21 protein-coding genes are annotated in these 23,150 nt (G+C 70.0%); 8 read left to right on the top strand and 13 right to left on the bottom strand.

Annotated elements, in window-relative coordinates:
- Nucleotides 1-10 precede the first annotated feature (10 nt).
- Genes nhaA through LQ938_RS11815 form a run of 3 tightly spaced genes read right to left on the bottom strand, consistent with a single transcriptional unit; the run spans nucleotide 11 to nucleotide 2,887 of the window.
- On the bottom strand, nucleotides 11-1,825 hold the full coding sequence (gene nhaA / locus LQ938_RS11825; protein WP_223722867.1) for a Na+/H+ antiporter NhaA: 1,815 nt from the start codon (nucleotides 1,823-1,825) through the stop codon (nucleotides 11-13).
- Nucleotides 1,826-1,870: 45 nt separating this feature from the next.
- A complete protein-coding gene (locus tag LQ938_RS11820) occupies nucleotides 1,871-2,674 on the bottom strand; it encodes an MOSC domain-containing protein (RefSeq protein WP_223722868.1) in 804 nt (267 codons plus the stop codon).
- A 21-nt stretch (nucleotides 2,675-2,695) separates the two neighbouring features.
- Nucleotides 2,696-2,887, bottom strand: a complete 192-nt coding sequence (locus LQ938_RS11815) for a hypothetical protein (protein ID WP_223722869.1) — start codon at nucleotides 2,885-2,887, stop codon at nucleotides 2,696-2,698.
- Nucleotides 2,888-3,082: 195 nt separating this feature from the next.
- On the opposite strand from LQ938_RS11815, the gene LQ938_RS11810 reads away from it, so the two are divergent.
- The 4 genes from LQ938_RS11810 to LQ938_RS11795 all read left to right on the top strand — a co-directional run bounded on the left by LQ938_RS11810 (nucleotide 3,083) and on the right by LQ938_RS11795 (nucleotide 7,405).
- Complete coding sequence (locus tag LQ938_RS11810) at nucleotides 3,083-4,753, top strand: MFS transporter (protein ID WP_223722870.1); 1,671 nt, start codon at nucleotides 3,083-3,085, stop codon at nucleotides 4,751-4,753.
- Nucleotides 4,754-4,875: 122 nt separating this feature from the next.
- The gene (locus tag LQ938_RS11805) at nucleotides 4,876-5,847 is read left to right on the top strand and encodes a Dyp-type peroxidase (RefSeq protein WP_223722871.1); all 972 of its coding nucleotides are present in this window, start codon (nucleotides 4,876-4,878) and stop codon (nucleotides 5,845-5,847) included.
- Nucleotides 5,844-7,055 (top strand): MFS transporter, encoded by a 1,212-nt coding sequence (locus LQ938_RS11800; protein ID WP_223722872.1) that lies wholly within the window; start codon nucleotides 5,844-5,846, stop codon nucleotides 7,053-7,055. Before LQ938_RS11805 ends, LQ938_RS11800 begins: the two co-directional genes overlap by 4 nt.
- Nucleotides 7,052-7,405 carry a UBP-type zinc finger domain-containing protein gene (locus LQ938_RS11795; protein ID WP_223722873.1) on the top strand — a complete coding sequence of 118 codons (354 nt, stop codon included), beginning with the start codon at nucleotides 7,052-7,054 and terminating at the stop codon, nucleotides 7,403-7,405. The genes LQ938_RS11800 and LQ938_RS11795 overlap by 4 nt, the downstream gene beginning before the upstream one ends.
- A 682-nt stretch (nucleotides 7,406-8,087) precedes the next feature.
- Here LQ938_RS11795 and LQ938_RS11790 read toward each other — a convergent pair.
- The 3 genes from LQ938_RS11790 to LQ938_RS11780 form a co-directional block, all read right to left on the bottom strand.
- Nucleotides 8,088-9,296, bottom strand: a complete 1,209-nt coding sequence (locus tag LQ938_RS11790; RefSeq protein WP_223722874.1) for an alpha/beta fold hydrolase — start codon at nucleotides 9,294-9,296, stop codon at nucleotides 8,088-8,090.
- 155 nt (nucleotides 9,297-9,451) lie between these two features.
- Nucleotides 9,452-10,156, bottom strand: coding sequence for a purine-nucleoside phosphorylase (deoD, locus tag LQ938_RS11785; protein ID WP_223722875.1), 705 nt, complete (start codon nucleotides 10,154-10,156; stop codon nucleotides 9,452-9,454).
- Nucleotides 10,153-10,908 carry a glutamine amidotransferase gene (locus LQ938_RS11780; protein WP_223722876.1) on the bottom strand — a complete coding sequence of 252 codons (756 nt, stop codon included), beginning with the start codon at nucleotides 10,906-10,908 and terminating at the stop codon, nucleotides 10,153-10,155. Before LQ938_RS11780 ends, deoD begins: the two co-directional genes overlap by 4 nt.
- A gap of 134 nt (nucleotides 10,909-11,042) precedes the next feature.
- Between LQ938_RS11780 and LQ938_RS11775 the strand changes: the two genes are divergently transcribed.
- Nucleotides 11,043-12,035 carry a nucleoside hydrolase gene (locus tag LQ938_RS11775; protein WP_223722877.1) on the top strand — a complete coding sequence of 331 codons (993 nt, stop codon included), beginning with the start codon at nucleotides 11,043-11,045 and terminating at the stop codon, nucleotides 12,033-12,035.
- 19 nt (nucleotides 12,036-12,054) lie between these two features.
- Here LQ938_RS11775 and LQ938_RS11770 read toward each other — a convergent pair whose 3' ends face one another.
- Entirely contained in the window at nucleotides 12,055-12,924 is an 870-nt protein-coding gene (locus LQ938_RS11770; protein ID WP_223722878.1) for a nucleoside hydrolase, read from the bottom strand.
- A gap of 33 nt (nucleotides 12,925-12,957) precedes the next feature.
- On the opposite strand from LQ938_RS11770, the gene LQ938_RS11765 reads away from it, so the two are divergent.
- From LQ938_RS11765 to LQ938_RS11755, 3 genes are read left to right on the top strand one after another with little or no spacing between them, the layout of a single operon-like run.
- On the top strand, nucleotides 12,958-13,980 hold the full coding sequence (locus tag LQ938_RS11765; protein ID WP_223722879.1) for an ADP-ribosylglycohydrolase family protein: 1,023 nt from the start codon (nucleotides 12,958-12,960) through the stop codon (nucleotides 13,978-13,980).
- On the top strand, nucleotides 13,970-15,055 hold the full coding sequence (locus LQ938_RS11760; RefSeq protein ID WP_223722880.1) for an ADP-ribosylglycohydrolase family protein: 1,086 nt from the start codon (nucleotides 13,970-13,972) through the stop codon (nucleotides 15,053-15,055). Before LQ938_RS11765 ends, LQ938_RS11760 begins: the two co-directional genes overlap by 11 nt.
- Entirely contained in the window at nucleotides 15,052-16,191 is a 1,140-nt protein-coding gene (locus tag LQ938_RS11755) for an adenosine deaminase family protein (protein WP_223722881.1), read from the top strand. The genes LQ938_RS11760 and LQ938_RS11755 overlap by 4 nt, the downstream gene beginning before the upstream one ends.
- A 33-nt stretch (nucleotides 16,192-16,224) precedes the next feature.
- Here LQ938_RS11755 and LQ938_RS11750 read toward each other — a convergent pair whose 3' ends face one another.
- The 6 genes from LQ938_RS11750 to LQ938_RS11725 form a co-directional block, all read right to left on the bottom strand.
- Nucleotides 16,225-16,806 carry a hypothetical protein gene (locus LQ938_RS11750; protein WP_223722882.1) on the bottom strand — a complete coding sequence of 194 codons (582 nt, stop codon included), beginning with the start codon at nucleotides 16,804-16,806 and terminating at the stop codon, nucleotides 16,225-16,227.
- A 61-nt stretch (nucleotides 16,807-16,867) separates the two neighbouring features.
- Complete coding sequence (locus LQ938_RS11745) at nucleotides 16,868-18,187, bottom strand: amidohydrolase family protein (RefSeq protein ID WP_223722883.1); 1,320 nt, start codon at nucleotides 18,185-18,187, stop codon at nucleotides 16,868-16,870.
- The gene (locus tag LQ938_RS11740) at nucleotides 18,184-19,755 is read right to left on the bottom strand and encodes an ABC transporter ATP-binding protein (protein WP_223722884.1); all 1,572 of its coding nucleotides are present in this window, start codon (nucleotides 19,753-19,755) and stop codon (nucleotides 18,184-18,186) included. The genes LQ938_RS11745 and LQ938_RS11740 overlap by 4 nt, the downstream gene beginning before the upstream one ends.
- Nucleotides 19,756-19,830: 75 nt before the next feature.
- Complete coding sequence (locus LQ938_RS11735) at nucleotides 19,831-20,913, bottom strand: BMP family ABC transporter substrate-binding protein (protein ID WP_223722885.1); 1,083 nt, start codon at nucleotides 20,911-20,913, stop codon at nucleotides 19,831-19,833.
- Nucleotides 20,914-20,978: 65 nt separating this feature from the next.
- Complete coding sequence (locus LQ938_RS11730; RefSeq protein WP_223722886.1) at nucleotides 20,979-21,929, bottom strand: ABC transporter permease; 951 nt, start codon at nucleotides 21,927-21,929, stop codon at nucleotides 20,979-20,981.
- Nucleotides 21,929-23,113 carry an ABC transporter permease gene (locus LQ938_RS11725; RefSeq protein ID WP_223722887.1) on the bottom strand — a complete coding sequence of 395 codons (1,185 nt, stop codon included), beginning with the start codon at nucleotides 23,111-23,113 and terminating at the stop codon, nucleotides 21,929-21,931. Before LQ938_RS11725 ends, LQ938_RS11730 begins: the two co-directional genes overlap by 1 nt.
- Between the last annotated feature and the right edge of the window lie 37 nt (nucleotides 23,114-23,150).

Below are 23,150 nucleotides of genomic sequence, written 5' to 3'. Positions count from 1 at the left end.
CGCCGCGCGCTCAGCGGGGCGCGGGGGAGGGCGACGGGGCGGACGCCTCCAGGGCGCGGATGAGGTTCGCGGAGTCCCAGGGCCCGCGGTGACGGTGGCTGCCGATGAAGAACGTCGGCGTCGAATGCAGATCCATCAGTTCGGCGTCCAGCCGGTCATCCTGGATGCGGCGCAGCGTCTGGGGTGAGCGGAAGTCCTCGGCGAACCGGTCCATGTCGAGTCCGATCTCCTCCGCGTAACGGAACAGGTCGTCCGTCTCCAGGTCGAGCTGGTGCGCGAAGAGCTTCCTCGACATGTCGATGAAGCGCCCCTGGCGGGAGGCGGCTTCGTAGGCCTGCGCCGCCTGCTGGGCGTGCGGGTGCGGCTGATCGAGCGGAAGGTGCCGCCAGACCCACCTCAGCCGCGTGCCGAAGTACGCGAAGACCTCGTCGATCGACCCTGTCGCGCGCCCGCAGTACGGGCATTCGAAGTCGCCGTACTCGACGATCGTGAACTCCGCATCCACGGGCCCCTTGATGTGGTCGCGGGTCGGATCGACCGGGCGATTCAGGGTGGCCCCGACGGCCATCGGGGGGCGGATGCGGTCGCCGATGGCGATGATCGCCCAGCCCAGGCCGAACGCGAGCACCGAGGCGACCAGGATGCCGACACGCGCCAGGTCCTGAGTCTCCTCATCCGGGATCGCGATGGGCACGAGGAAGAGAGCGATCGTGAAACCGATGCCCGAGAGGGCGGCGCCGCCGGCGATCCGCTGCATCCCGAGCCCCGGGGCGAGTTGGCCCTTGCCGGCCGCTCGGAGGGCCCAGGTCGCGCCGGTGATCCCGATGAACTTGCCGGCGACGAGGGCGATGATGACGCCCCAGGTGACGGGGCTCGAGATCGCGGTCGCGAGTGTCGCCGGGTCGAGGTGCACGCCGGCATTCGCGAGCGCGAAGATCGGCAGCACGCCGAACGAGATGTAGGGGCGCCAGGCGGCGTCGATCCGTTCGTTGATGGACAGCGACTCGCGAAGGCTGCGTGACACCGCCGCGGCGTAGACCGTGTTGGGTGATTCGCGGAAGGCGCGGGAGAGCTCGGCGGTGCGCTCGACGTCGGCGCGCCGCGGCGGGAAGACGGGGATGAGGAGGGCGATCGCCACGCCGGCGAGGGTCGGGTGGATTCCCGACAGCAGGGTCGCGACCCAGAGCGCGATGCCGAGAACGCCGTAGGAGAAGCCTCGGCCGAACGGCAGGAAGCGGACGGCCGCGATCGCGGCCATGAGCAGGATCGCCACGATGAACGGCGTCGGGTCGATGCCGCTGCTGTAGAAGAGGCCGATGGCGAGGAGCGCGCCGATGTCATCGACGACCGCGAGGGTCAGCAGGAACGTGCGAAGGCGCGCCGGGAACTTCGGCCCAATGATGGCGAGCGCGCCGATGAGGAACGCCGTGTCGGTGGAGATCACGACACCCCACGCCTGGGCGTTGCCGGAGGAAGCGGTGATGAGCGCGAAGATCGCCGCGGGCACGATGAGCCCGGCGATCGCCGCGGTGATGGGCACGAGTGCGCGGGTGCGGTCGGTGAGCTCCCCGATCGTGAGCTCGCGTTTCACCTCGAGTCCGACCAGGAAGAAGAAGAGCGTCATCAAGCCGTCGTTGACCAGCGAATGCAGCGTCGAGTGCAGCTGCATGTCGCCGATGCCGATCGTGACCGGCATGGACCACAGGTGCTCGTAGCCGTCTCCCCAGGGAGAGTTCGCCCACACGATCGCCAGCACGGTCGCGGCGAGCATGAGCGCCGCCGCGCGCCGGTCGGGATCCGCGAGTCCTCGTTTAGGGGTGCCCATGGGTCCATCCTGGCCCGGAAATCGGGCGGGCGGACGCCCGTGTCGTCAGGAGGCGACGATCGCGACCTCGTCGCCGACCCGGATGCTGCCCGCCGACCCGCCCGCGGGCAGCAGCAGAATGCCCAGAGTCGGCTCCGCCTGCGCGAACGTGCTCGTGAGCACGCGCAGAAGCCGCGCGTCGCGTTCGCCCGAGTCGGGGTTCGCCATGATCGCGGCGCACCGGCCGATCGGCCGCTGCACCTCGAACACCACATCGCCGACCTGCACGCGCCCGGCCCAGCGCAGTTCCGCCCAGGCCTCCGTTCCGGAGATGACGATGTTCGAGCGGAAGCGGCGGTCATCGACGGGTGCGTCGACCGCCGCGTCGACCGCGGCGACGGATGCGGCGCCGTGCAACGAGACGTAGCCTCGGGGCCGATCCTGGAACCGCGACGTGCGTCCATCGCCGACGAGTCGGAGCGGCAGCTTTCCGGAGCCTTCGAGCCGCCGCGAATCGCTCGTGCCCGCGAGGAACGTGGCCGTCACCTCTTCGAGAGCGCGGCGGCCCGCATCATCCAGGCCCGCCTCGATCAGGGTGCGCTCGCCATCCGACAGGCGAACCGTGCCGGTCGCGTCGTCGAATGCCATCCGGAGACGCGCGAGCGTCGGAAACTCCATCAGCGAGAGCCCGTGGCTCTTCGGCCAGTAATCGTCGCCGTCGCGCTCCTGCGGCTCGGCCGCATCCGCGAATCGGAACGCCAGCACCCGGTCGCCCTCGATCCGGCCGTCGGCCTGCACGACGAGCTCGTCACGGGGCTCGGGCGTGAAGCCCTTGATCGGGTAGCGGAAGAGCGCGGCGACGTGAGGCACGCCTCATCCTCGCATCACGGATCAGTAGTCGGTGCGGGCCTCGATGCCGATGTCGAGCGTCGTCTCGTCGCCGGCCCACGCGTTGAGCGCGGCGATGAGCTGCCGGTGCAACCAATCTGCCGGCAGAGGGACGGTGAGCGCGGCGAGCTGCGCGCGGCGTTCGTCCGCGGTTCCGACGAGGTCGTCGGGGGTCGGGGAAGGCGAATCGGTCATCGCGGGTCCTTTCGAGGGCGACCGTGCGGCACGCGTCCGTGCCGAGGTGTGCCGGGAACACTAGGTGCGTCCGGCGAGATCCGTGTCCGACACGAGTCGAGACAACCGGCGCGGGGCCACAACGTGCCGGTCTCGACGTTCGTCCGTCCCGCGGTCGCCCCTGCCGCACTAACGTTGCGCGCGGAGGCGATGCCAATGACCGTCCCCGTACCGGCCACGCACGATCCGGCCGCGCAGGATTCGAGCGTGACGCGTTCGCGGGCGACCGCGTTCGCGCCGTTCACGGTGCGCATCTTCCGCATCCTGTGGCTCGCATCTCTCGTCAGCAACATCGGCGGGTGGATGCAGTCCGTCGGTGCGCAGTGGTTCCTCATCGAGGGTGACAGCTCGCCGGCCCTGGTCGCGCTGGTCCAGACGGCGGCAGCTGCCCCGGTCATTCTGCTGGCGATCCCAGCGGGCGTTCTCGGTGAGCTGTTGAACCGGCGCCGGGTGCTGATCGCGACGCAGCTCGTGCAGGTGGGAGTGGTCGCGGTGCTGGTCGTGCTCACCTGGCAAGACGCGCTCACCCCCGGGTCGCTGCTCGCCGCCACACTGGCGCTCGGGGTGGTGTCGGCCATCCAACTGCCGGCGTACGAGGCGCTCGTTCCCGACATCGTGCCGAAGCCGATGATCGCGGATGCGGCGGCACTCTCGTCGACCGGGATCAACCTGGCTAGAGCCGTGGGTCCCGCACTCGCCGGTCTCGTCGCTGCCCAGGTCGGATTGGCGGCCGTGTTCGCACTCAACGCCCTGTCGTTCGTGTTCTTTCTGATCGTGCTGGTCGCCTGGCGCGGCTACCGCCCGCCGCCGGTGCGAGCCGAACCGTTCCTCGATGCGAGCCGCGCGGGACTCCGTTACGTTCGTCATTCCGCGATCGTCCGGAAGATCCTGGTGCGGTTCTGCTTGTTCCTGCTCCCCGCGAACGCGCTCTGGGCACTGCTGCCCGTCGTCGCTGCCGGCACCCTGGGGCTGTCGGCCGCCGGCTACGGTCTGCTGCTGGGCGCGCTCGGCGTCGGTTCGCTGCTCGGTGCGACGGTTCTCGGGAAGGCGCGCACGCGGCTCGGCGTCAACGGAACGGTGATGTGGGGGAGTGCGGCATACGGCGCGGGGCTCATCCTCGTCGTCGTCTGGCCGACGCTCTGGGTCACGATTCCCGTTCTGCTCGTGACGGGTGCTGCCTGGATCGCGGTCGTCGCGACCGTCAACGGCACGATCCAGGCGTTCCTCCCGGTGTGGGTGCGCACTCGCGGTCTCTCCATCTACCAGCTCGCCTTCTACGGACCGACCGCCGTGAGTGCCGTCGTGTTGGGCGTGCTCGCGGATCGCTGGGGGAGCGAGGCCGTGATGGTCGTCGCCGGCGGCCTGACCGTGCTCCTCGCCGTGTCGCAGGTGATCTGGCGGCTCCCCGAGACGCAGGGCATCGGTCGGGAGATCGTCCCTATCCCCGGCGAGACGATCGAGCACCTCAGCGACGAGGATGACGCCGTCCTGGTGCTCGTGCACTACACGGTGGCGCCGACGGACCGCGCGGAGTTCGTGCGGACGATGGCGTGGGTCGAGCAGGCTCGCCTGCGTACCGGCGCGCGCGCCTGGCGGCTCTACCGCGACCCCGCGCGCGACGACCGACTGGTCGAGGCGTTCACGGTGGGAAGCTGGCGCGAGCACCTGAGTCAGCACGAGGCGCGCACCACCGAATACGACGGCGATTTGCTGGACCGCGCACGAGCGCTGAGCGTGGGTGTGCCGACCGTCGATCACCTCGTCGTCATGCCCCGCCCGCACCATCCTCGACACCCGTCGAACCCCACCGACCGGCCGCCGCTCTAGATTTGTGAACGCTCCCAGACATCGGAGGACACCATGACGTTGCGCTCGCGTTCGCTCTGCCCGACGCTTCTCGGGAGGAGCGGCCCCGCCCGAACCGCTGCGGCGCTCGCTCCGGGGGCGTCATGACTTCCGCATCCGGTGCACGCGTGCCCATCGAGCCGCAGAGCGTGGATGCGCCGCTCACCGGCTCGGCGGTCTTCCTCGTGCTCACGGTTCGTGAGGGCGCCGAAGCGATCGATACGGTTCGTCAGACGCTCGGCGCGCTGGGCGAGGTCGTCAAGAACGTCGCCTTCCGCGATCTGACCGCCGCTCTGGCGTGCACGGTCGGCATCGGCGCCGCGGTGTGGCCCGCCCTGACGGAGAGCCCGCTGCCCACTGAGCTCCATCCGTTCCCGCCCGTCGTCGGCGCTCATCACACGGCGATCTCGACCCCCGGCGACCTCCTGTTCCACATCCGATCGGACCGACGCGACCTCTGCTTCGAACTCGAACGCCAACTCCTCGACCTCCTCGCCAGCAGCGTCGACGTCGTCGATGAGACCGTCGGGTTCCGCTACTTCGACATCCGCGATCTGCTCGGATTCGTCGACGGCACGGCGAACCCGGTCGGCCCGGCCCTCCCCGACGACACGCTCGTGGGCGACGAGGACCCGGCCTACGCGGGCGGAAGCTACGTCGTCGTGCAGAAGTACACGCATCCGATCGACAAATGGCATGCGCTCACAACCGAGCAGCAGGAAGCGATCATGGGCCGCACGAAGGCCGACAATATCGAGCTCGATGATGCCGACTCCGGACAGAAATCGCACAAGACGCTGTCGACGATCGTGGTCGACGGGGTGGAGCACGACATCCTTCGCGACAACATGCCCTTCGGCAGTCCCGGCAGCGGCACGTTCGGCACGCACTTCATCGGATACTCGCGGCACCTGTGGGTCATCGAGAAGATGCTCGAGCGCATGTTCATCGGCGACCCGCCGGGCCTTCATGATCGTTTGCTCGACTTCTCCACCCCGCTCACCGGCTCGACCTACTTCGTGCCGGCGGCGCCGTTCCTGGACGGCCTCGCCGACCTCGGCGGCGACGATCGATGACGGCGACCTCGGCGGTGGGTCGTTCGGGCATCTCGCACGGTGCCGGATTCTGGGTGGTCGCGGGGACCTTCCTGCTGGTCATGGCCTACTCGACGGTGCCGACGCCGCTCTATCCGCTCTATCAGGAGCGCGACGGGTTCCCCGTCTGGATGATCACCGTCATCTTCGCGGCCTACGCGGTGGGCGTCGTGTTCAGCCTGTTCTTCGTCGGGCACATCAGCGACTGGGCGGGGCGGAGACGGATGCTGCTCATCGCGGTGCTGATCTCCGTTCTGTCGGCTGTCCTGTTCCTGGTGTGGAGCACGCCCGAGGGGTTGATCGTCGCGCGTCTCGTGAACGGCGTCAGCGTGGGTGTCCTCACCGCGACGGCCACGGCGCACCTCGGTGAGCTGCGGGCGGCGGCGCGCCCGGACGAGAACACCATCCTGGCCGCATCCGTCGCCGGTGCCGCGAATCTCGGCGGGCTCGCGATCGGTCCGCTGGCCGGCGGACTGTTCGCCGAGTTCCTGCCCGATCCGCTCGTGCTCCCGCACGTGGTGTTCCTGATCGTTCTCGTCATCGCGGGGATCGCGGTGACCGCCGTGCCGGAGACGGTGACACCACCCGCGACGGTGCACTACCGGCCGCAGCGACTCGCCGTGCCGCCCGCGTCGCGGGGCGCATTCGTCGCCGCCGGGTTCGGGGCCTTCGCCGCGTTCGCCCTACTGGGATTGTTCACCTCGCTCGCACCGACCATCCTCGGCTCCACGTTCGGGGTGACCGACCACCTCGTCGCCGGCGCGACCACGTTCGGCGTGTTCGGGGCGGCGGCCGCCGGGCAGGTGCTGCTCGCGAGAGTGGCGCTGCGCCGTCAGCTCATCGTGGCGACCCTCAGCTGCGGCATCGGACTCGTCGCCGTCGCGACCGGCGCGCTCGCCCCTCAGCTCGCCGTCTTCATCCTCGGCGGAATCGTCGCCGGCCTCGGCGTCGGCGTGCTCTTCAAATCATCGATCGCGACCGCGGCAGGACTGTCGGACCCCGCGCGGCGCGGCGAGACCCTCGCCTTCATCTTCCTGATCGCCTACTGCGGGCTGGCGCTCCCGGTGCTTGTGGTCGGGGCTGCGCTCACCGTGATCTCCGAGAACGTCGTGCTCGTGGTGTTCGTGGCATTCGTGCTCACCTGCACCGTCTTGGCCGGCACCGTCATGACGCGAAAGGCGAAGAAATGACCACCATCGCTGACAGCATCCGCCCCGATGTTCCCCCGTCCGGTCCGGGATGCGTCGAATGCGACGCCACGGGCAGTTGGTGGCTGCACCTCCGGCGTTGCGCCTTCTGCGGGCACATCGGATGCTGCGACGACTCGGTCGACAAGCACTCCACCGCGCACGCGCAGGCGACCGGACACGACGTGATCCAGAGTTACGAGCCGGGGGAGGACTGGTTCTGGAGCTTCTCCGCCGCGAGCTACGTGGAAGACGGCCCCGAGCTCGCTCCGCCGCGCAGCCACCCGCGCGGTCAGACGACCCCTGGGCCCGCCGGGCGCGTGCCCGCGAACTGGCGCGACCTGATCGGGTAGGGGTTCGGGGGTGCGGGCCGGGCGTGGGGTGCGGGGTTGTGCCGCATCCGCCCCCCCCCGGATGGTGTGACGTGGCGGGTATGAGGCGGCGTAGAGCCTGCCGAGGTGAGGGCGATCAGCCCAGATGAGGATGATTCGGCTCCAAATCCCCTCGGCTCGGCGGATGATCCTCGTCTCGACGGGGTGGAGCTGGGCGGGGTGGGTGAGACCTGCCCAGCGGCAAGGTGCATCGCGCGGGGTTTGTGCCGCATCCGCCCCCCCGGGTGGTGTGGCGTGGCAGGTGTGAGGCGGCGGGGAGCCTGCCGAGATGAGGGTGTTCAGCCCAGGTGAGGGTGATTTGGTTTCAGATCCCCTCGTCTCGGCAGATGGTCCTCGTTTCGGTGGGGCGGAGCGGAGCTTGGCCGCATCCGCTCCTCGGATGGTGTGAGGCGGCGGGGGAGCCCTGCCGAGATGAGGGTGTTCAGCCCAGATGAGGATGATTCGGCTTCAGATCCCCTCGTCTGGGCGGATGGTCCTCGTCTCGGCGGGCCGGGTAGACCATCCCCGTTCGGCGGATCGACGACGCTACGCGCGGATGCGGACACCACGGACAGATGCGGATGCGGACACCCCGGGACCGATGCGCGCGGATACGGGTGCAGACACCAGGCTCGGATGCGGGTGGATGGTGCATGCCGCAGGGTCAGCAGTTGTTCGGGCGTTGCCCGGCCTCGACCTCCGCGAACCACTCGAGAACTGCGGGCAGCGACGCGTAGGCCGCCAGAGCGTGCGTGACATCGGGGAAGGTGTGAAAGGTCACGTCGGTCTGCTGCGCGCAGAGCAGTCGCACGTACCCCTCGGTCGCGGACGGGATGACGAGCGTGTCGGCGAGTCCCTGCCCGACGAAGACGGGCACCGTAAGGGGTTGCCCACCGGCACTGTTCTCGTGCAGCAGGGTCTGCCACGGTTCGGTCGTCGCCGGGTCCGATGAGACGTAGGCGCCCACGAGCGGATCGGCGATGGCGTGGATCTCCTTCGCCTGCGTGAGGCAGAGGGCGGCCATCTCGGGGGTCGCCTTCGCGCCGGCGGGTGTCAGGATGGCGGTGATCTCGCCCCCCGGATAGCGGTCGGCGTACGCCGCTTCGTACGCGGGGATGGCGAAAGACGCGATCGTGGTTCCCGACAGGTTGACGATGTCATCGGTCATGAGGGCGGCGAGGTCTGCTGCCGGCGCAGCCACGGCGACACCCTCGAGCGTCAGTTCGGGGGCGTACGCGGCCGCACGCTCGGCCGCGAAGAGGGCTGCCTGGCCGCCCTGCGAATGCCCCCACAGCAGTAGCCGGTCTCCGACGTGCGCCTCGTCGATGGAGCGAGCGGCCCGCGCCGCGTCGAGGACGCTGTGGGCAGCAGGGACGCCGAGGAGGTACGACGAGTCGATCGCGACACCGAGCCCCGGGTAGTCGGTCGCCACGATCGCGTAGCCGGCGGCGAGGAGTTCGTGCAGGCCCTCGACCAGCTGGAACGGGTCGACGGCGAGCGAGGGAGCGCACGGCGGTGCCGCTCCCGTCGTGGGATGCGCCCACGACACGATCGTCCGGCCGCCTGGGGGAGCCGCGCCGTCGGGCACGATCAGCACGCCTGATACGGGGATGTCCGCGCCCGCGAGATCCTGCGAGTGGTACAGCAGCCGCCACGCGGTGGTCCCCGCGGGTGCGCTCGCGATGGGCTCGCTGCGGATCACCGTGCCGGGGGCCGCCGTCGGCATGGGCGAGGGCGGCGCGTAGAACGCTGCATCCGTCGCCTTCTCGGCTTCGCCCTCGGTCACTCGGCGGATGGCGTCAGCGGCAATCAGCACGACCAGGATGGCGGCCGCGGCGCCGAGGGCGAGAATGACCGGGTGTCTGGATCGCACAGCGCTCCTCACCGCCGGAAGAGGGAGCGGCGGCAGTGGCTTCACCGTAGCGTCGCGACACCGGTGCGTCTACGGGGGAAGCCCCGCGCCGCGACACCGGGTGGCGTGCCCGCCGGCCGCAACACCCGGCGATGCCCCGCCGCCCGCCGCGAGAATCAGCGCAGGGCCGCCAACGCCAGCTCGAGCGCGGCATCGAACGACGTCTCGCGTTCGTGCGACGAGAGCGAGACCCCGGTCGCCGGCACGTCGGTGACCGTCAGTACGGTCAGGGTTCGCACGTGCTCGGCGGCGCCGACCGCGTAGAGTCCCGCGGCCTCCATCTCGACCGCGAGAGCGCCGTGGGCGGCCAGGCGGTCGAACATCCCTTCCGGGGTGGCGTAGAAGTGATCGGAGGTGAACACGGCCCCCGTGTGGACGGTCGCCTCGACGCTCTCCGATGCACCGACCGCGGCGCTCGCGAGCGTGAAGTCGGGCACGTGGCTGAACACGATTCCCGGGATGCGGGAGGCGCTCATCGCCGAGTCGGTGTGCGCGGCCGTGGCGATGACGATGTCGCGCACCTCGACCGAGGGATGGATGCCGCCGGCCGTGCCGACGCGCACGATGTCGCGCACGCCGTAGAACCGGGCGAGCTCGGTCGCGTAGATCGTCATCGACGGCGATCCCATGCCCGACGCCATCACCGTGAGCGGCTCGCCGCGGTAAGTACCCGTGTACCCGAGAATGCCGCGAACATCGGTGACGAGCGTCGGGTCGTCTAGGCGCGTTTCGGCGATGCGCCGCGCACGATAGGGGTCGCCGGGCATGATCACTTTCGGGGCGATCTGCCCGGGCAGGGCGGCGATGTGTGCAGTGCTCATGCGAGTTCCTCCTGTGAGAGCCACCGGACGAGCCGGTCGAACAACTCGCCGTAGCCGGGCCAGGCGAGAAACGCGGGCGTGGCCCAGTGCGGGGCCAGGTCGGAGCTGAACGCCGCGGTGCGGCCCGCCCCATGGGTGCCGACGACGAGGAGCGGATGCTCCGCCACGGTCGCGAGCACGTCTGCATCCGGCTTCGCAACGAGTTCGTTCAGCCCGAGGAGCGCCGGCCAGCACGGGTCCAGCGGATCGACGATCGGATGCGGCTGCGAGACGAGCGGGTCGACGCCCGAGGGAAGCTCGATCCGGTCGTCGCGGTCGAGGATTCGAACCGGCAGCACGTCGGCCAGCGCGGTTCGTCCCCACCGTGCCTTCGCGTCGATCCCGGAGAAGCTCAGGTAGCCGCCGATCATCACGAGGCCGCCGCCCGCGGCGGTGAACTCCGCGAGCGCGCCGATGGCGTCGTCGACGGGACGAGAGTGTGAGAAGACGGCGGGCGGCAACTGGAACGTGTTCGCCCCGACGTCGGAGATGACGATGACATCGGCGAGGGCGGCCAGCTCTGCGGCGCTCGCCGGCAGGTCGAACTCGATCCGGTGCGAGGGGATGCGGGTGACGTCGTGGCCCCGCTCTTCGAGCGCCGCGACGAACTCAGCGCCGCCTTCTTCGTACTCGGACGACGTGAACGTGTCGAAGCCCTTCTGATGGATCGAGTGCACGAACCAGGACTCTCCGACGAGCAGAACGCGTGACATGTATGCCATGCAAATGCATTTGCAACATCCGCGCCAGCCTCTCCGGTTACGTGCGCGTAAAATCTGCCGCACGGGGCCGCTCCACGGTGCGCCGAACGCCTTCGCCCCACGGCGCGCTCGGATAGTCTCGCCCGATGATTCCTCTCGTTGTCGACACCGACACCGCCGCCGACGACTGCTTCGCTCTGCTGGTCGCCCTGCTCGATCCGCGCGCCGATCTGAAGGCCGTGACCATGGTCGCGGGTAACGTCGGGTTCGCCCAGCAGGTGCACAACGCACTCCTGACGATCGCCCTCGCGGGGCGTGCCGGAGAGGTGCCCGTGCATCTGGGCGCTGACCGCCCGCTCCTTCGCGACTGGGTCGACGCGGTCGACGTGCACGGCGATGGTGTCGGCGGCATCCGTCGCCCGGAGGACGGCCAGGCCACGTCGTCCGAGCACGCGGCGCAGGCGCTCATCCGCCTCTCCCACGAGTACGAGGGCCGGCTGCGGATCGTCGCGATCGGGCCTCTCACGAACATCGCGCTCGCGGTGCGACTGGACTCCGGGTTCGCCGCGCGCATCGACCGGCTCACCGTCATGGGCGGATCGATCAACGGCCGAGGCAACATCACCCCGGCTGCGGAGTTCAACATCTACGTCGACCCGGAAGCGGCAGAGATCACCGCGCGTGCCGGGTTCGGTGACCTTCGTTTCCTCACCTGGGATCCGGTGACCCTCCGCGATGCGGTGTTCGACCAGGCGCGCGTCGACGAGATCGCCGCTCTCGGCACGCCGCTTTCCCGCTTCTTCGTGCGGGCCAATCAGGCGACGTTCGACTTCGACATCCGCGCGGGGATCAACGGGTCGACGCACCCCGACTCGCTGTCGGTCGCCCTCTCGCTCGACGAAGACATCGTGCTCGAGTCGGCACCCTTCGAGGTCACGGTCGAGACCGCCGGGCACTCGACGCGTGGCGCCACCGTCTTCGACTGGCGGTCCAGTACCCCCAACGCGACCGCGCCGACCCGCATCGACGGCGACCGCTTCTTCGCCTACCTCGCGGGCATTCTCGCCCTCGCCCCGCCGACACCGGATGCGGTCGTCGCCGCGGTCGACGCTCTGCCCGCCGCGCCCGCGGAGCGGTAGGCGCCGGGCCCCGCGCCGCTCAGCCCTGCGCCGCGACCACGCCGTCAACGATCGCGCGGGCCACGGCGCCCTCCTCGAGCTCGACGATCCACCGGGTGGTGCCGGCCGCATCCGGGACGAAGGTCGAGACGCCGGATGCGGACACCGTCACGTTCCCCGGCGCGGACAGCGTGAACAACTCGGGCCGGGTGAGCGCGAGCACCGTCACCGGGTCGTGCGGTACGTTCCACGTCTCGTTCCAGAACGCCCACCACTGGTGGATGTCGCGCTGCAGCGCGGTGCCGAGCGGCCCGCTACCGGCGATCTCGTCTATCTGTTCGGCGCGCAGCTGCACCCGCCGGGTGGCATCGAGCGTCGCGATCGTCGTCGGGATGCGGGCGCCGAGTACCCGCTGCGTGGCGGTGACGTCGCTGCGGAAGTTGTGCTCCGGCTCATCGCTGGCGAATCCGCCGCCCATGAGCCAGAGGTGCCGCACCGCTCCGGCGAAGTCGCCGTGCCGTTCGATCGCGGCGGCGATGTTGGTGAGGGGGCCGACCGCGACGACGTCGATCTCGCCGGGGTTCGCGAGCACGGTCTCGATCAGAACGTCGACGGCATCGCCCGGCGCTACGGGTTCTTCTTCGAGACGCTCGTGCAGCGTGCCCTCGTGACCGGCCCACCACACCTCTCGTCCCGAGAGCGTGGGGCCGGTGCCGGCGTACGCCCGCACCTCGCGACCGGCCAGCCGTGCGTAGCGAGATGCGAGGCGGGCCCGCAGCAGGGTGTCGCCGTAGACGGTGGTCACGGCGCGGAGGTCGACCGACGGTTCTCCGAAGAGCACGGCCAGCGCGAGGGCGTCGTCCACGTCCGTGCCGAGGTCGGTGTCGAAGATCACGGATCGAGTTCGCATGGTTCATTATGTCGACCCAAAACGATTTGTCGTATGCTCGCACCAACGTCACGACCGATCGATCTCGGAGCCCGCCCGATGACCTACGCCGACCGCACCCGCGCGTGCCTGCTCGCGCTCGCCGCGGGCGATGCACTGGGCGCGCCGACCGAGGGGATGAGCCGGGAGCAGATCGCCGAGACCTTCGGCTTCGTCGACACGTTCCTCACGGCCGACGCTGCGGGCACCGACGACACCGAGTACGCGGTGCTGACGGCGATGGCGGCGCTCGCGCACGGACGCTCGATGACCTCCGGTGATGTCGCCGACCTGTGGCTCGATGCCCTCGCCGTGCAGGACGGCGGGTTCTCTGGTGCGGGCTTCTCGGAGATCGTCGCGCTCGCGGGTCTGTCGGCGGGTCTTCGTCCGCCCGACAGCGGGATACGCAGCTACGAGCGGTGGAGCGACGGCGCCGCGATGCGCATCGCCCCGCTCGGGCTGCTGTGCCCCGGTGACCCGGCGGAAGCGGCGCGGCTCGCCGCGGTCGACGCCACCGTGAGCCACTCGGGTGACGGGGTGCTCGCCGCGCAGGCGGTCGCCGCATCCGTCGCCGCGGGTGCGGGCGGCGCATCGTGGGACGCGGCGCTCGCTGCCGGTGTCGCGGCGATCCCCGCCGACTCGTGGACGGCAAGGACCATCGCGCGTGCGCTCGACCTGGTAGCGGCGGCACCGGACGCGGAGCGCGCCGAGCAGGCTCTGTCAGCGGCCTTGCCGCTCCGGCATTACCCGTGGGCGGATGCGGCGCCCGAAGCGGTCGCGTTCACCTTCGGGCTGATCGCCGCCCACGAGGGCCATCTGCGACGCACGGTGCTCGCGGGCGTGAACATGGGTCGCGACTCCGACACGATCGCGGCGATGGCCGGAGCGATCTGCGGGGCGATCCACGGCATGGCCGCGGTTCCCGAGGAATGGCCCGCTCGAGTCCGCCGCGTCGCCGGCGTGTGCATCACGGCGACGCGCGGCGCCGACCTGTTCGACCTGGCCGACCGGCTCGCGGAGGCAGCGCATGCTCGATGAAGCGATGGTCCACGCGCGCGCCACGGACACCCTGTTCGGGCTCGCGATCGGCGACGCGCTGGGCGCCCCCGCCGACGTGCACCGGAGCGTTCGCACGCCGTGGGTGCGGGGCCGCCTGTGGGCCGGCAGCGCCGACCTCGACCTGCAGCGGGTGAGCCGGCCGCTGCTGCCGTTCACCCCGACGCTCGACAACGCGCGCGGGGTCTCGCCGACCGACGACACGGAAGAGGCGGTGGCCGCGGCGCGGAGTCTCCTCGCCGTCCAGGATGCGGACCCGGACGGTCGCGACACGGAGCTGTTCGCGCAGTGGCTCGCGTTCCACGCGGGCGAGGATGCGTGGCTCGGGGTGGCCGCGAGAAGCGCTGAGCGCAACGCGGCCTGGGGCCTCACCCCGCCGCGCACCGGGAACGACAACCCGGCGGCCGACGATGACGCGGCGGTTCCGGCCGGAATATCCTTTGGGATCGCGTACGCGGGGGATGCGGTGGCCGCGGCAGATGCGGCACGGAGCTATGCCCGCATCACGCACGCAGGAGACGGGGCGGATGCGGCGGCGTTCGCGGCGGTCGTCGTGGCGATGGCCGTCACGGGTTCTGCCTTCGAGACCGCGGTGGATGTCGCGCGGCGGCAGATCGCGTCGGGAAGCTGGCTCGCGGCGGGGCTGGCGACCGCGCAGGAGATCGCGCGCGAGGTCACGGGCGGGTTCGATGCGATCCCCGCGCTCATCGACGCGTTGAGTCCGAGGCTCTACTCGCACGCGGGAACGGCCGCGGAGACGCTTCCGCTCGCCGTGGCGATCACGATGCTCGCGGGCGGCGCGGCGGCGCAGGGCATTCCGCTGTCGCTGACGATCTCGCGCAAGGCCGACTCTCTGCCGGCGTTCGTCGGCGCGTTCTGCGGCGCCCTCGGCGGCGGGGCGTCCATCGACCGGTGGTCAGGCCTCGACGCGGTGCAGGGCCATCTCCTTCCCGCCGTGGCCGGTCAGTCGCTCACCGCGGTCGCCGCAGACCTCGCGGGCCACGCGATCCGCCGTTCGCATATCGGACCGGTATCCCCGGGATCGGAGCACAGATGAGCCACCCGACGACCTGGATCGACGCGAACGATCCGCTGGTCACGCTCCCGAAGATCGCCCTGCACGACCATCTCGACGGCTCCCTGCGGCCGGAGACCCTGATCGAGCTCGCGACCGACGCGGGCGTGCCCCTGCCGCGCACGGAGCCGGGCGAGCTCCAGTTCTGGCTGCGCAACTTCGGCACGGTCGAGCCGGGTCGCGATTGGGAGGATCTGTTCGGGCTCAGCACGTCGGTCATGCAGACGAGCGCGCAGCTGCGCCGCGTCGCCCGCGAGTACGTGCACACGCTCGCCGCCGATGGCGTCGTCTATGCCGAGACCCGGTGGGCGCCGGAAAAGCACCGCGCGGCGGGCCTCCGTATGGATGAGGCCGTCGCGGCGGTCTGGGACGGCCTCGAACTCGGAATGCGCGACGTGCGCGCGCTCGGCCACTCCGTCGAGGTGCGTCAGATCCTGTCGATCATGCGCACCGGTGCGGTCGGCGATGAGGTGGTCGACGCGGCCGCAGCCGGCGCCGATCTCGGCGTCGTGGGCATCGATCTCGCCGGCCACGAGGAAGGACACCCCGCCCGCGATCACGCGGATGCGTTCCAGCGCGCCGCGGCGCGCGGCATCCGGCGCACCGTTCATGCGGGCGAGGCAGACGGCGCCGCGAGTATCGCGGACGCCATCGCGACGTGCGCGGCGGAGCGGATCGGGCACGGCGCGCGGCTGGTCGAAGACATCGCCGTCGCGGGCGAGGCACGCGACGTGCACACCGCGGTCGCCGCGTGGCGGGCGGATGGTGCAGACCCCGCGTCGCTCGCGCTCGGCCCGGTCGCGACGCGCATCCGCGACGCGGGCATCGTGCTGGAGGTGTGCCCGACCTCGAACTCCGAGGGGTCGGTGGTGGCGAGCCTCGCGCAGCATCCCGTGGCGCTGCTGGCGGCGGCGGGCATCCGGGTGTCGTTGCACCCCGACAACCGCATGCTCAGCGAGACGAGCGTGACGGGGGAGATGCGCGCTGTCGTGCGGGAGTTCGGCTGGACGCACGCGCAGCTGAGGGCGTCGACCATCAACGCCCTCGAGGCCGCCTTCGGCCCCCGAGAGCTTCTGGAGCGGATTCGCGTCGAGACGCTCATCCCCGGGTGGGACTGACGCTCGTCGGCATCAGCCCACCCGGGGTGTGGTTCAGCCGCGCCAGGTGCCGGCCGCGCGGATGCGGATGATCTCGTCCCGGATGCGGGTGTCCCGTCCGACGCGTTCGTTCTCGAGCTTCGATCCGTCGGCCCAGAATCCGTCCACGTCGCGCCCCGCTTCCTGGCCGCGGCGCGTGTGCACGTCGAGCGCGTACTCGGGGATCTCGAACGGGTGCTCCTCGGCGTCGATGAGGTGCAGCACGAGGTTGGCCCACTCGTCGGAGGTGCGGTCCTTGACCCGGTCGGCGAGGAAACGGATCGCGTGCACCGCGAACAGCCAGCGGTCGCCGGCGGCGCGTTCCATGCGCTCGTGCATCTGGAACAGGGCGTTGATGACGACCGGTTCCTGGTAGCTGCCGTCGCCGACGTCTTCGGCGGAGATCACCGACAGGCGCGACCACATGACGGCCTCGAGCTCGGCGCTCGTCTCGTACATCTCGCGGCCGACGAGCATCGCCAGGCGCGCGTCGCCGCGACGGATCGACTTCTGCAGCGTGGAGATGAGCTCGTCGGCGGCGTAGCCGCGAACGGAGGTGACGCGGGTCCAGGGGTCCTGTGCGTGGGGAACGGGCATGGTGTTGCTCCTCTTCTGGGGGTATTCGCCGGGGCTCGCCCGACGCGATGCTCGGGGTGGGTCAGGCCGCCGCGACGACGCGGGCCATGAGGGTGTCGAAGTCGATCTGCCGCTGGGCGAGCGCCGCAGGCAGGTCGATCGTCACCAGCTCGCCGTCACGCTTGAGCCAGCGCCCCGCCGTCATGACGTGGGTCGTGTCGAAGCCGGATGCGCCGTAGACGAGCGCCGAGTGCACGGATTGAGCGCCGACGGGTCCGCGATGCAGCGCCGCGACGGGCAGCGCGATCAGGTCGGCGATCGCGCCGGGGGTGATCGTGCCGTCTCCGGCCGCTCCGCCCATCGCATCGCGCGCGCGCCAGGTGGCCATCCCGAGCAGTTCGATCGGTGTGATCGGGTTAGGGCGCTGTTCGGCGAAGGCGGCGAGTTTGCCGAGCGTGCGCAGCTCTTCGAACATGTCGGCGTTGTTGTTTCCGCAGACGTTGTCGGTGCCGATCACGACGTTCACCCCCGCGTCGAGCGCAGCCCGCACCGGCGCGGCGTGCGCCCCGCTGATCATGGCGACGCTCGCGGCGATGACGAGGCTCGCCTTCGTGCCCGCGAGCAGATCGAGGTCGTCCCGCCGGACGTCGTTCGCGTGGGCGAGGAGCACAGGCACGTCGGCGATGCCGAGTTCCCGCAGCATCCCGAGCGCGGAACGGTCGAACTGCTGCTCGCAGACGTCGTCTTCCTCGGTGGAGGTCGCGTAGTGCGCGTGCAGCCCGACGCCGTACCGGCGCCCGAGCGCGAACTCGGCGCGTACCGTGTCGATCCGGTTGTCGACGAAGAAGGCGTGCGGGCCGATCCAACGGTCGACCAGGTCGGTGCCGGGTTCGGCGACGAACGCCTCCGCCGCGACGAGCGACCGGTCGCGGCGCTCATCGTCGCCCATGTCGACGATGCCGTAGGCCACGGTGGCGCGCACTCCGGTGGATTCGATCGCCTCGACGTACGACTCCGCGAACAGGTACTGGTCGGCGAACGACGTCGTTCCCGAGCCGATCATCTCGGCGCAGCCGACGAGCGCGGATGCGGTGAGCATGTCGGGAGTCAGATGCAGCTCCTTCGCGCGGATCGCGCCGAGCCATCCTTCCCAGGTGAGCAGAGAGTGCCCTTCCGAGACCCCGCGCAACAGCATCATCGGAGCGTGGGCATGCGCGTTCACGAGCCCGGGCAGGAGAACACTCGCGCCGAGGTCGACGACCTCGGGTCCACGGGGACGTGCACCGGTGACGCGCTCGACCGAAACGATCACGCCGGCGTCGACGACGACGACTCCGGGCTCGAGAACGTCCGCTGTCGTGCCCCCGACGACCACGTGGTCGGCGACGATGGTCGTCGTCACGGGGCGACCGCCTCGGTGGCGTCGAGCAGGTCGCCGCCGTCGTGGGCGTCTCCCGTGCTCTGGCCGGCCATGAGCGCGCCGATCTCGACGTTGCTGAGCTCGCCGCGAGCGAACGGTCCGGTGATCGCCCCGTCGTAGATGACGAAGATCCGGTCGGCGAGCGTCATGATCTCGTCGAGCTCGGCCGACACGAGCAGCACTCCGGCGCCGCGCCGTCGCGCATCCAGCAACGCCTGGTGCACGAACTCGATACTTCCGACGTCCAAGCCGCGGGTCGGTTGATTCGCGATGATCAGTGCCGGGTTCCCGTCGAGCTCGCGGCCGATCACGATCTTCTGCAGATTGCCGCCGGAGAGGCTGCCGATCACCCGCCGTGGCGCGCCGCCTCGCACGATGTAGTCCTCGATGACCTCGCGGGCGAACTCGTAGATCGCCCGGCCGCGGAGAAACCCGAAGCGCGAGAAGCGTTCCGAGCGGTAGGCCACCGAGACAGCGTTCTCCGACAGCGTCGCCTCGCGGTTGAGTCCGACGTGCATGCGGTCCTCGGCGATGTGGGCGAGGCCCGCGGCGCGCGCGAACCTCGGCCCGCGGTTTGTCACCGTTTTGCCGGCGATCGTGACGGCACCGGAATCGACCTTCCGAAGGCCGGCGATCGCGTCGACGAGGTTTCCCTGCCCGTTGCCGCTCACGCCGGCGATGCCGACGATCTCCCGTTCGCGTACGTCCAGACTCACCCCGGCGAGACCGGAGTCGCCGGCGCTCACCTGGTGGGCGACGAGGCTGTCGGCGACCAGCACGGCGTCACCGGCCACCACCTCGGCGATCTCGGCACGCAGGAGAACCTCGCGGCCCACCATGAGCCGCGCGATCTTGGCGGGCGTGGCATCGGCGACGGCCATGTCGCCGACGACGTGACCGCGGCGCATGACGACGACCCGGTCGGCGACGGCCATGACCTCGGGGAGCTTGTGGCTGATGAAGACGACCGCGGTGCCGGAGCGGGCGAGGTGGCGGACGGCGACGATGAGCTCCTGCGCCTCTGCCGGAGTGAGTACCGCGGTCGGTTCGTCCAGGATCAGCAGACGAGTGTCGCCCGCGAGAGCCTTCAGGATCTCGACGCGCTGCTGCAGACCGATCGGAAGTGTCGCGACCACGTCGGTCGGTTCGATCGGGAAGCCGAGACGCCGCCCGAGTTCGCGCACCGACTCTTCGGCGGCCTTGTCATCGACGCGGCCGCCTTTCGTGAGCTCCCGGCCGAGGAGCACGTTCTGGGCGACGGTGAAGCTCGGCACGAGGGCGAAGTGCTGCTGCACCATGCCGATTCCGCGCGAGATCGCATCCTGCGCGCCGCGGATCTGCACCTCCTCGCCGTCGATGAGGATGCGGCCCGCATCCAGAGGGAAGGCTCCGAAGAGCAGGTTCATGAGCGTTGTCTTGCCCGTACCGTTCTCACCGACGAGCGCGACGACCTCGCCCGCGTTGACGGACAGCGAGACGTCGGCGACGGCCAGCACCCCCGACGATGCGAAGTACTTCCGCAATCCTTCGAGTCTCAGGAACTCACTCATGTCTGCACTCTCTCCCTCGGTTCGACATGGTCACCGGGGTGATCGACGCGCGGCGCCGACCACCCCGGTGTGCGATCAGCTGATCGAGGCGCACGCCTCGGAGTCGGGCGCGTTCAGTGCGTCGCAGACCTCGTACGAACCGTCGAGGATCGTCGCACGGTACTCCGCGACGATCGCTTCGGCCGCGGCGATCTGGTCGGCCAGCTCGGGGTGCGCGTCGGCGAAGGTGGTGGAACCCTCGTCCCACGACAGTCCGGTCGCGCCCTCGGAGAGGCCCACGAGCTTGACGCCGGAGGTGAACTCGCCCGCCTGCGCGGCCTTGATCATCTCGAGCACGCTCGCATCGACGTGCTTCATCATCGACGTGATGACGGTGCCGGGGGCGACGTCATCCTGGTTGCTGTCGACGCCGATCGCGTAGACGCCCTGCTCTTCCGCGGCCTCGATGACGCCGGTGCCGGTGCCGCCCGCGACCTGGTAGATGACGTCGACGCCGTCGCTGATCATGTCGAGCGCGGTCGCCTTGCCGAGCGCCGGGTCGTCGAACACGAAGTTGAGGTAGCTCGTCTGTACGGTGCAGTCGTCGCACGCGGCCTTGACGCCCTGCTCGTAGGCGTAAGCGAACTGGTTCAGCGCGGGCGAGTCGCCGCCGACGACCTGACCGACCTTCTTCGAGGTCGACATCGTGCCGGCAACGAGACCCGCGAGGAAGCTGCCCTCGTGGGTGTTGATGGCGTAGAGCTCGAGGTTGTCGGGGATGTCCTTGTCCTCGTTCGACTGGTCGGGCATGCCGATCAGCTGGTCGGGGTACTGCTCGGCGATGGAGATGACCGTGTCGAGCGGCAGCGTGATGCTCAGCAGCAGGTCGGGGGAGGTCTGGATCGCCGAGCGCAGCAGCGTCTCGCCCTGTGCGGGATCCGGGGCTTCGATGTGGTTCGTCTTCACGCCGAGCTCGTCGGCCGCCAGCTGCAGGCCGGAGATCGCCGAGTCGGTGTACGAGAGGTCTCCCGCGACGCCGCCGACGAGGGTGGCGAGGTAGTCGCCCGATCCGCTGTCGGTCGTGGCTCCGCCGGAGGACGATCCGCTGCACGCGGTCAGGGTGAGGGCGAGTGCCGCGGCGCCTGCCGCGATCGTGACGATTTTTCTGCTGTGCTTCATTCCGAACTCCTCGGGTGGTGTGGTGCGGGATGGACTCGTGCGGGGATGGAACAGGATCGGGGCGCTCACGCCGTCTTGACGCGGAGCTTTCGGGTGGTGCGCGAGGCACGGTAGCTCTGCGCGCGACGCACCCCGCGGTAGCCGACGATGCCGAGCACCGCGAGCGTGGCGATCATCGGGATGCCTTGGACCACGGCGTTGGGCAGGTCGGTCGTGCTCTGCAGGCGGATGGCGACCGCATCCGAGAATCCGAAGAGGAGAGCCGCAGGAACGATGAAGATCGGTCGATTCATGGCGAGCAGAGCGGCCGTGATCGCGATCCAGCCCGCCCCTTCGGTCATGTCGCGGGCGAACAGGCCGAGCTCGCCGACCGTCAGGAACGCGCCGCCGAGCGCCGCGATCGCGCCCGCGCCGACGAGGCTCCAGGTCTGCACCTTCGTCACCGAGACGCCCGCGCTCAGGGCGGCCGCGGGCGACTCGCCGACGGCGAGCAGGTGCCGGCCCGAGCGGAACTTGAAGAGCAGTCCGTAGACGATCGCGAGCAGGAACGCGAGGTAGACCAGCCCGTTGTAGCCGCTGAACATCGTGCTGATGACCGGGATGTCGGAGAGGATCGGGATCTGGATGTTCGGCAGCGTGGACACGTCGGGCTTCCATACGCCGGTGCCGCCGAAGAGCACGCGCATGAGGAACACCGACAGCTCGAGGAAGAGCATGTTCAGCCCGATCGCGAAGATGATGAGGTCTACGCCGATGCGGTGGGCGCCCGCCATCATGGCGCCGGTAAGGCCGCCGGCGAAGGCTGCGGCGATCACCGCGACGATCGACGATCCCGACATCGATAGCGCGATCAGGCCGACGAAGGCGCCGACGAGCATCTTCGCCTCGATCGCGAGGTTCAGCACGCCCGCGCGCGAGCTGAGGGCGGACGCGATCGCCCCGAAGAGGATCGGCGTCGTGAGGCGCACGCCGTTCGAGAACATCTCGGGCGTGAGGAAGGAGGAGAGGAAGTCCATCAGCGAGCTCCATCCGAGGTCGATTCGGGGGCGGTGGATGCGGACACCGGCGGTGTCTCCGCGCCGTCATCCGGCTCGTCGATCGGTGGTTTCTCCGCCGCCCGTCGCTCGATCTCCTTCGCGCCGCGTCGTTTGCTCAGCCACAGCTCGAGCCGGTGCGCGAGTGGAGTCTGCACGGCGACGAGCACGATCATGAAGGCGAGGATCACCGAACCGATCTCGCGCGGGATGCCCATCAGGATCTGCAGGCCGTTGATCGCGCCGATCGAGATCGAGGCGAAGACGATCGCCGCGATGCCGGACCCGATGACGGTCGTTCCACCGAGGATCGCCGCGGTGAGGCCGTTGAAGCCGGTGCCGTCCATGAACCCGTCGATGACGCGGTAGTTCATGCCGAGCACCTGGATGCCGCCGCCGATGCCGGCGAGCGCGCCGCCCAGCGCTGCGGCGCGGATCACGGCCGTGCGCGTTCGCATCCCGGAGTACCTCGCGAACACGGGCGCCTCGCCCGCCATCCGCTGTTCATAGCCCCAGGTCGTGCGGCTCATGTAGATGTAGGTGAGCACGACGAAGACGAGCGCGATGACGATGTTCATGCCCAGCTTCGTGGCCGGGTCGAAGATCGCGAGTCGTGCGGTCTCATCGATCTGCGGGGTGAACGAGGTGCTCGCTCCGGCCTCGCGCATCGGGTAGTTCACGAGGAACGACAGCAGCAGCGCGATCATCGAGTTGACGATGATGCTGACGATCAGTTCGTTCGCGCCGAGGTAGACCCGGAACAGTGCCGGAACGATGCCCACGAGAGCGCCGGCGATCGCGCCGCCGAGCAGCGCCACGATGGGGTGGATGACGCCGGGCAGCGGAACCATGTAGCCGATCGCGACGGCGACGAGGCCGCCCATCGCGTACTGGCCCTCCTGGCCGATGCTGAACAGCCCCGCGCGAAGCACCATCACGGCGCCGAGGGCGGTCATGATCAGCGGCGCCGCCGTGGTCAGCACGGTCGCGAAGTTGCAGAACTGCGGCGCGCAGGTGAAGGCCGCCTGCCCGATCGCGCCGATCGCCTCGACGGGGGAGGCACCGGACACGGCGATCAGCGCCGCACCGATGATCAAGGCCACGATCACCGCAACGACCGGCACCGATACGCGCTGTGCCGCGCGGGCCAAATCCAGATCTTTCATCGCACTTCCCGGTATGCCAAACGATTTGCACTTGATG

This window comes from Microbacterium sp. cx-55 (genome assembly GCF_021117345.1).
In the GTDB taxonomy this organism is placed as follows: Bacteria; Actinomycetota; Actinomycetes; order Actinomycetales; family Microbacteriaceae; genus Microbacterium.
Note: the sequence above shows the minus strand (reverse complement) of the source record. Positions and strands in the feature narration are given on the sequence as shown.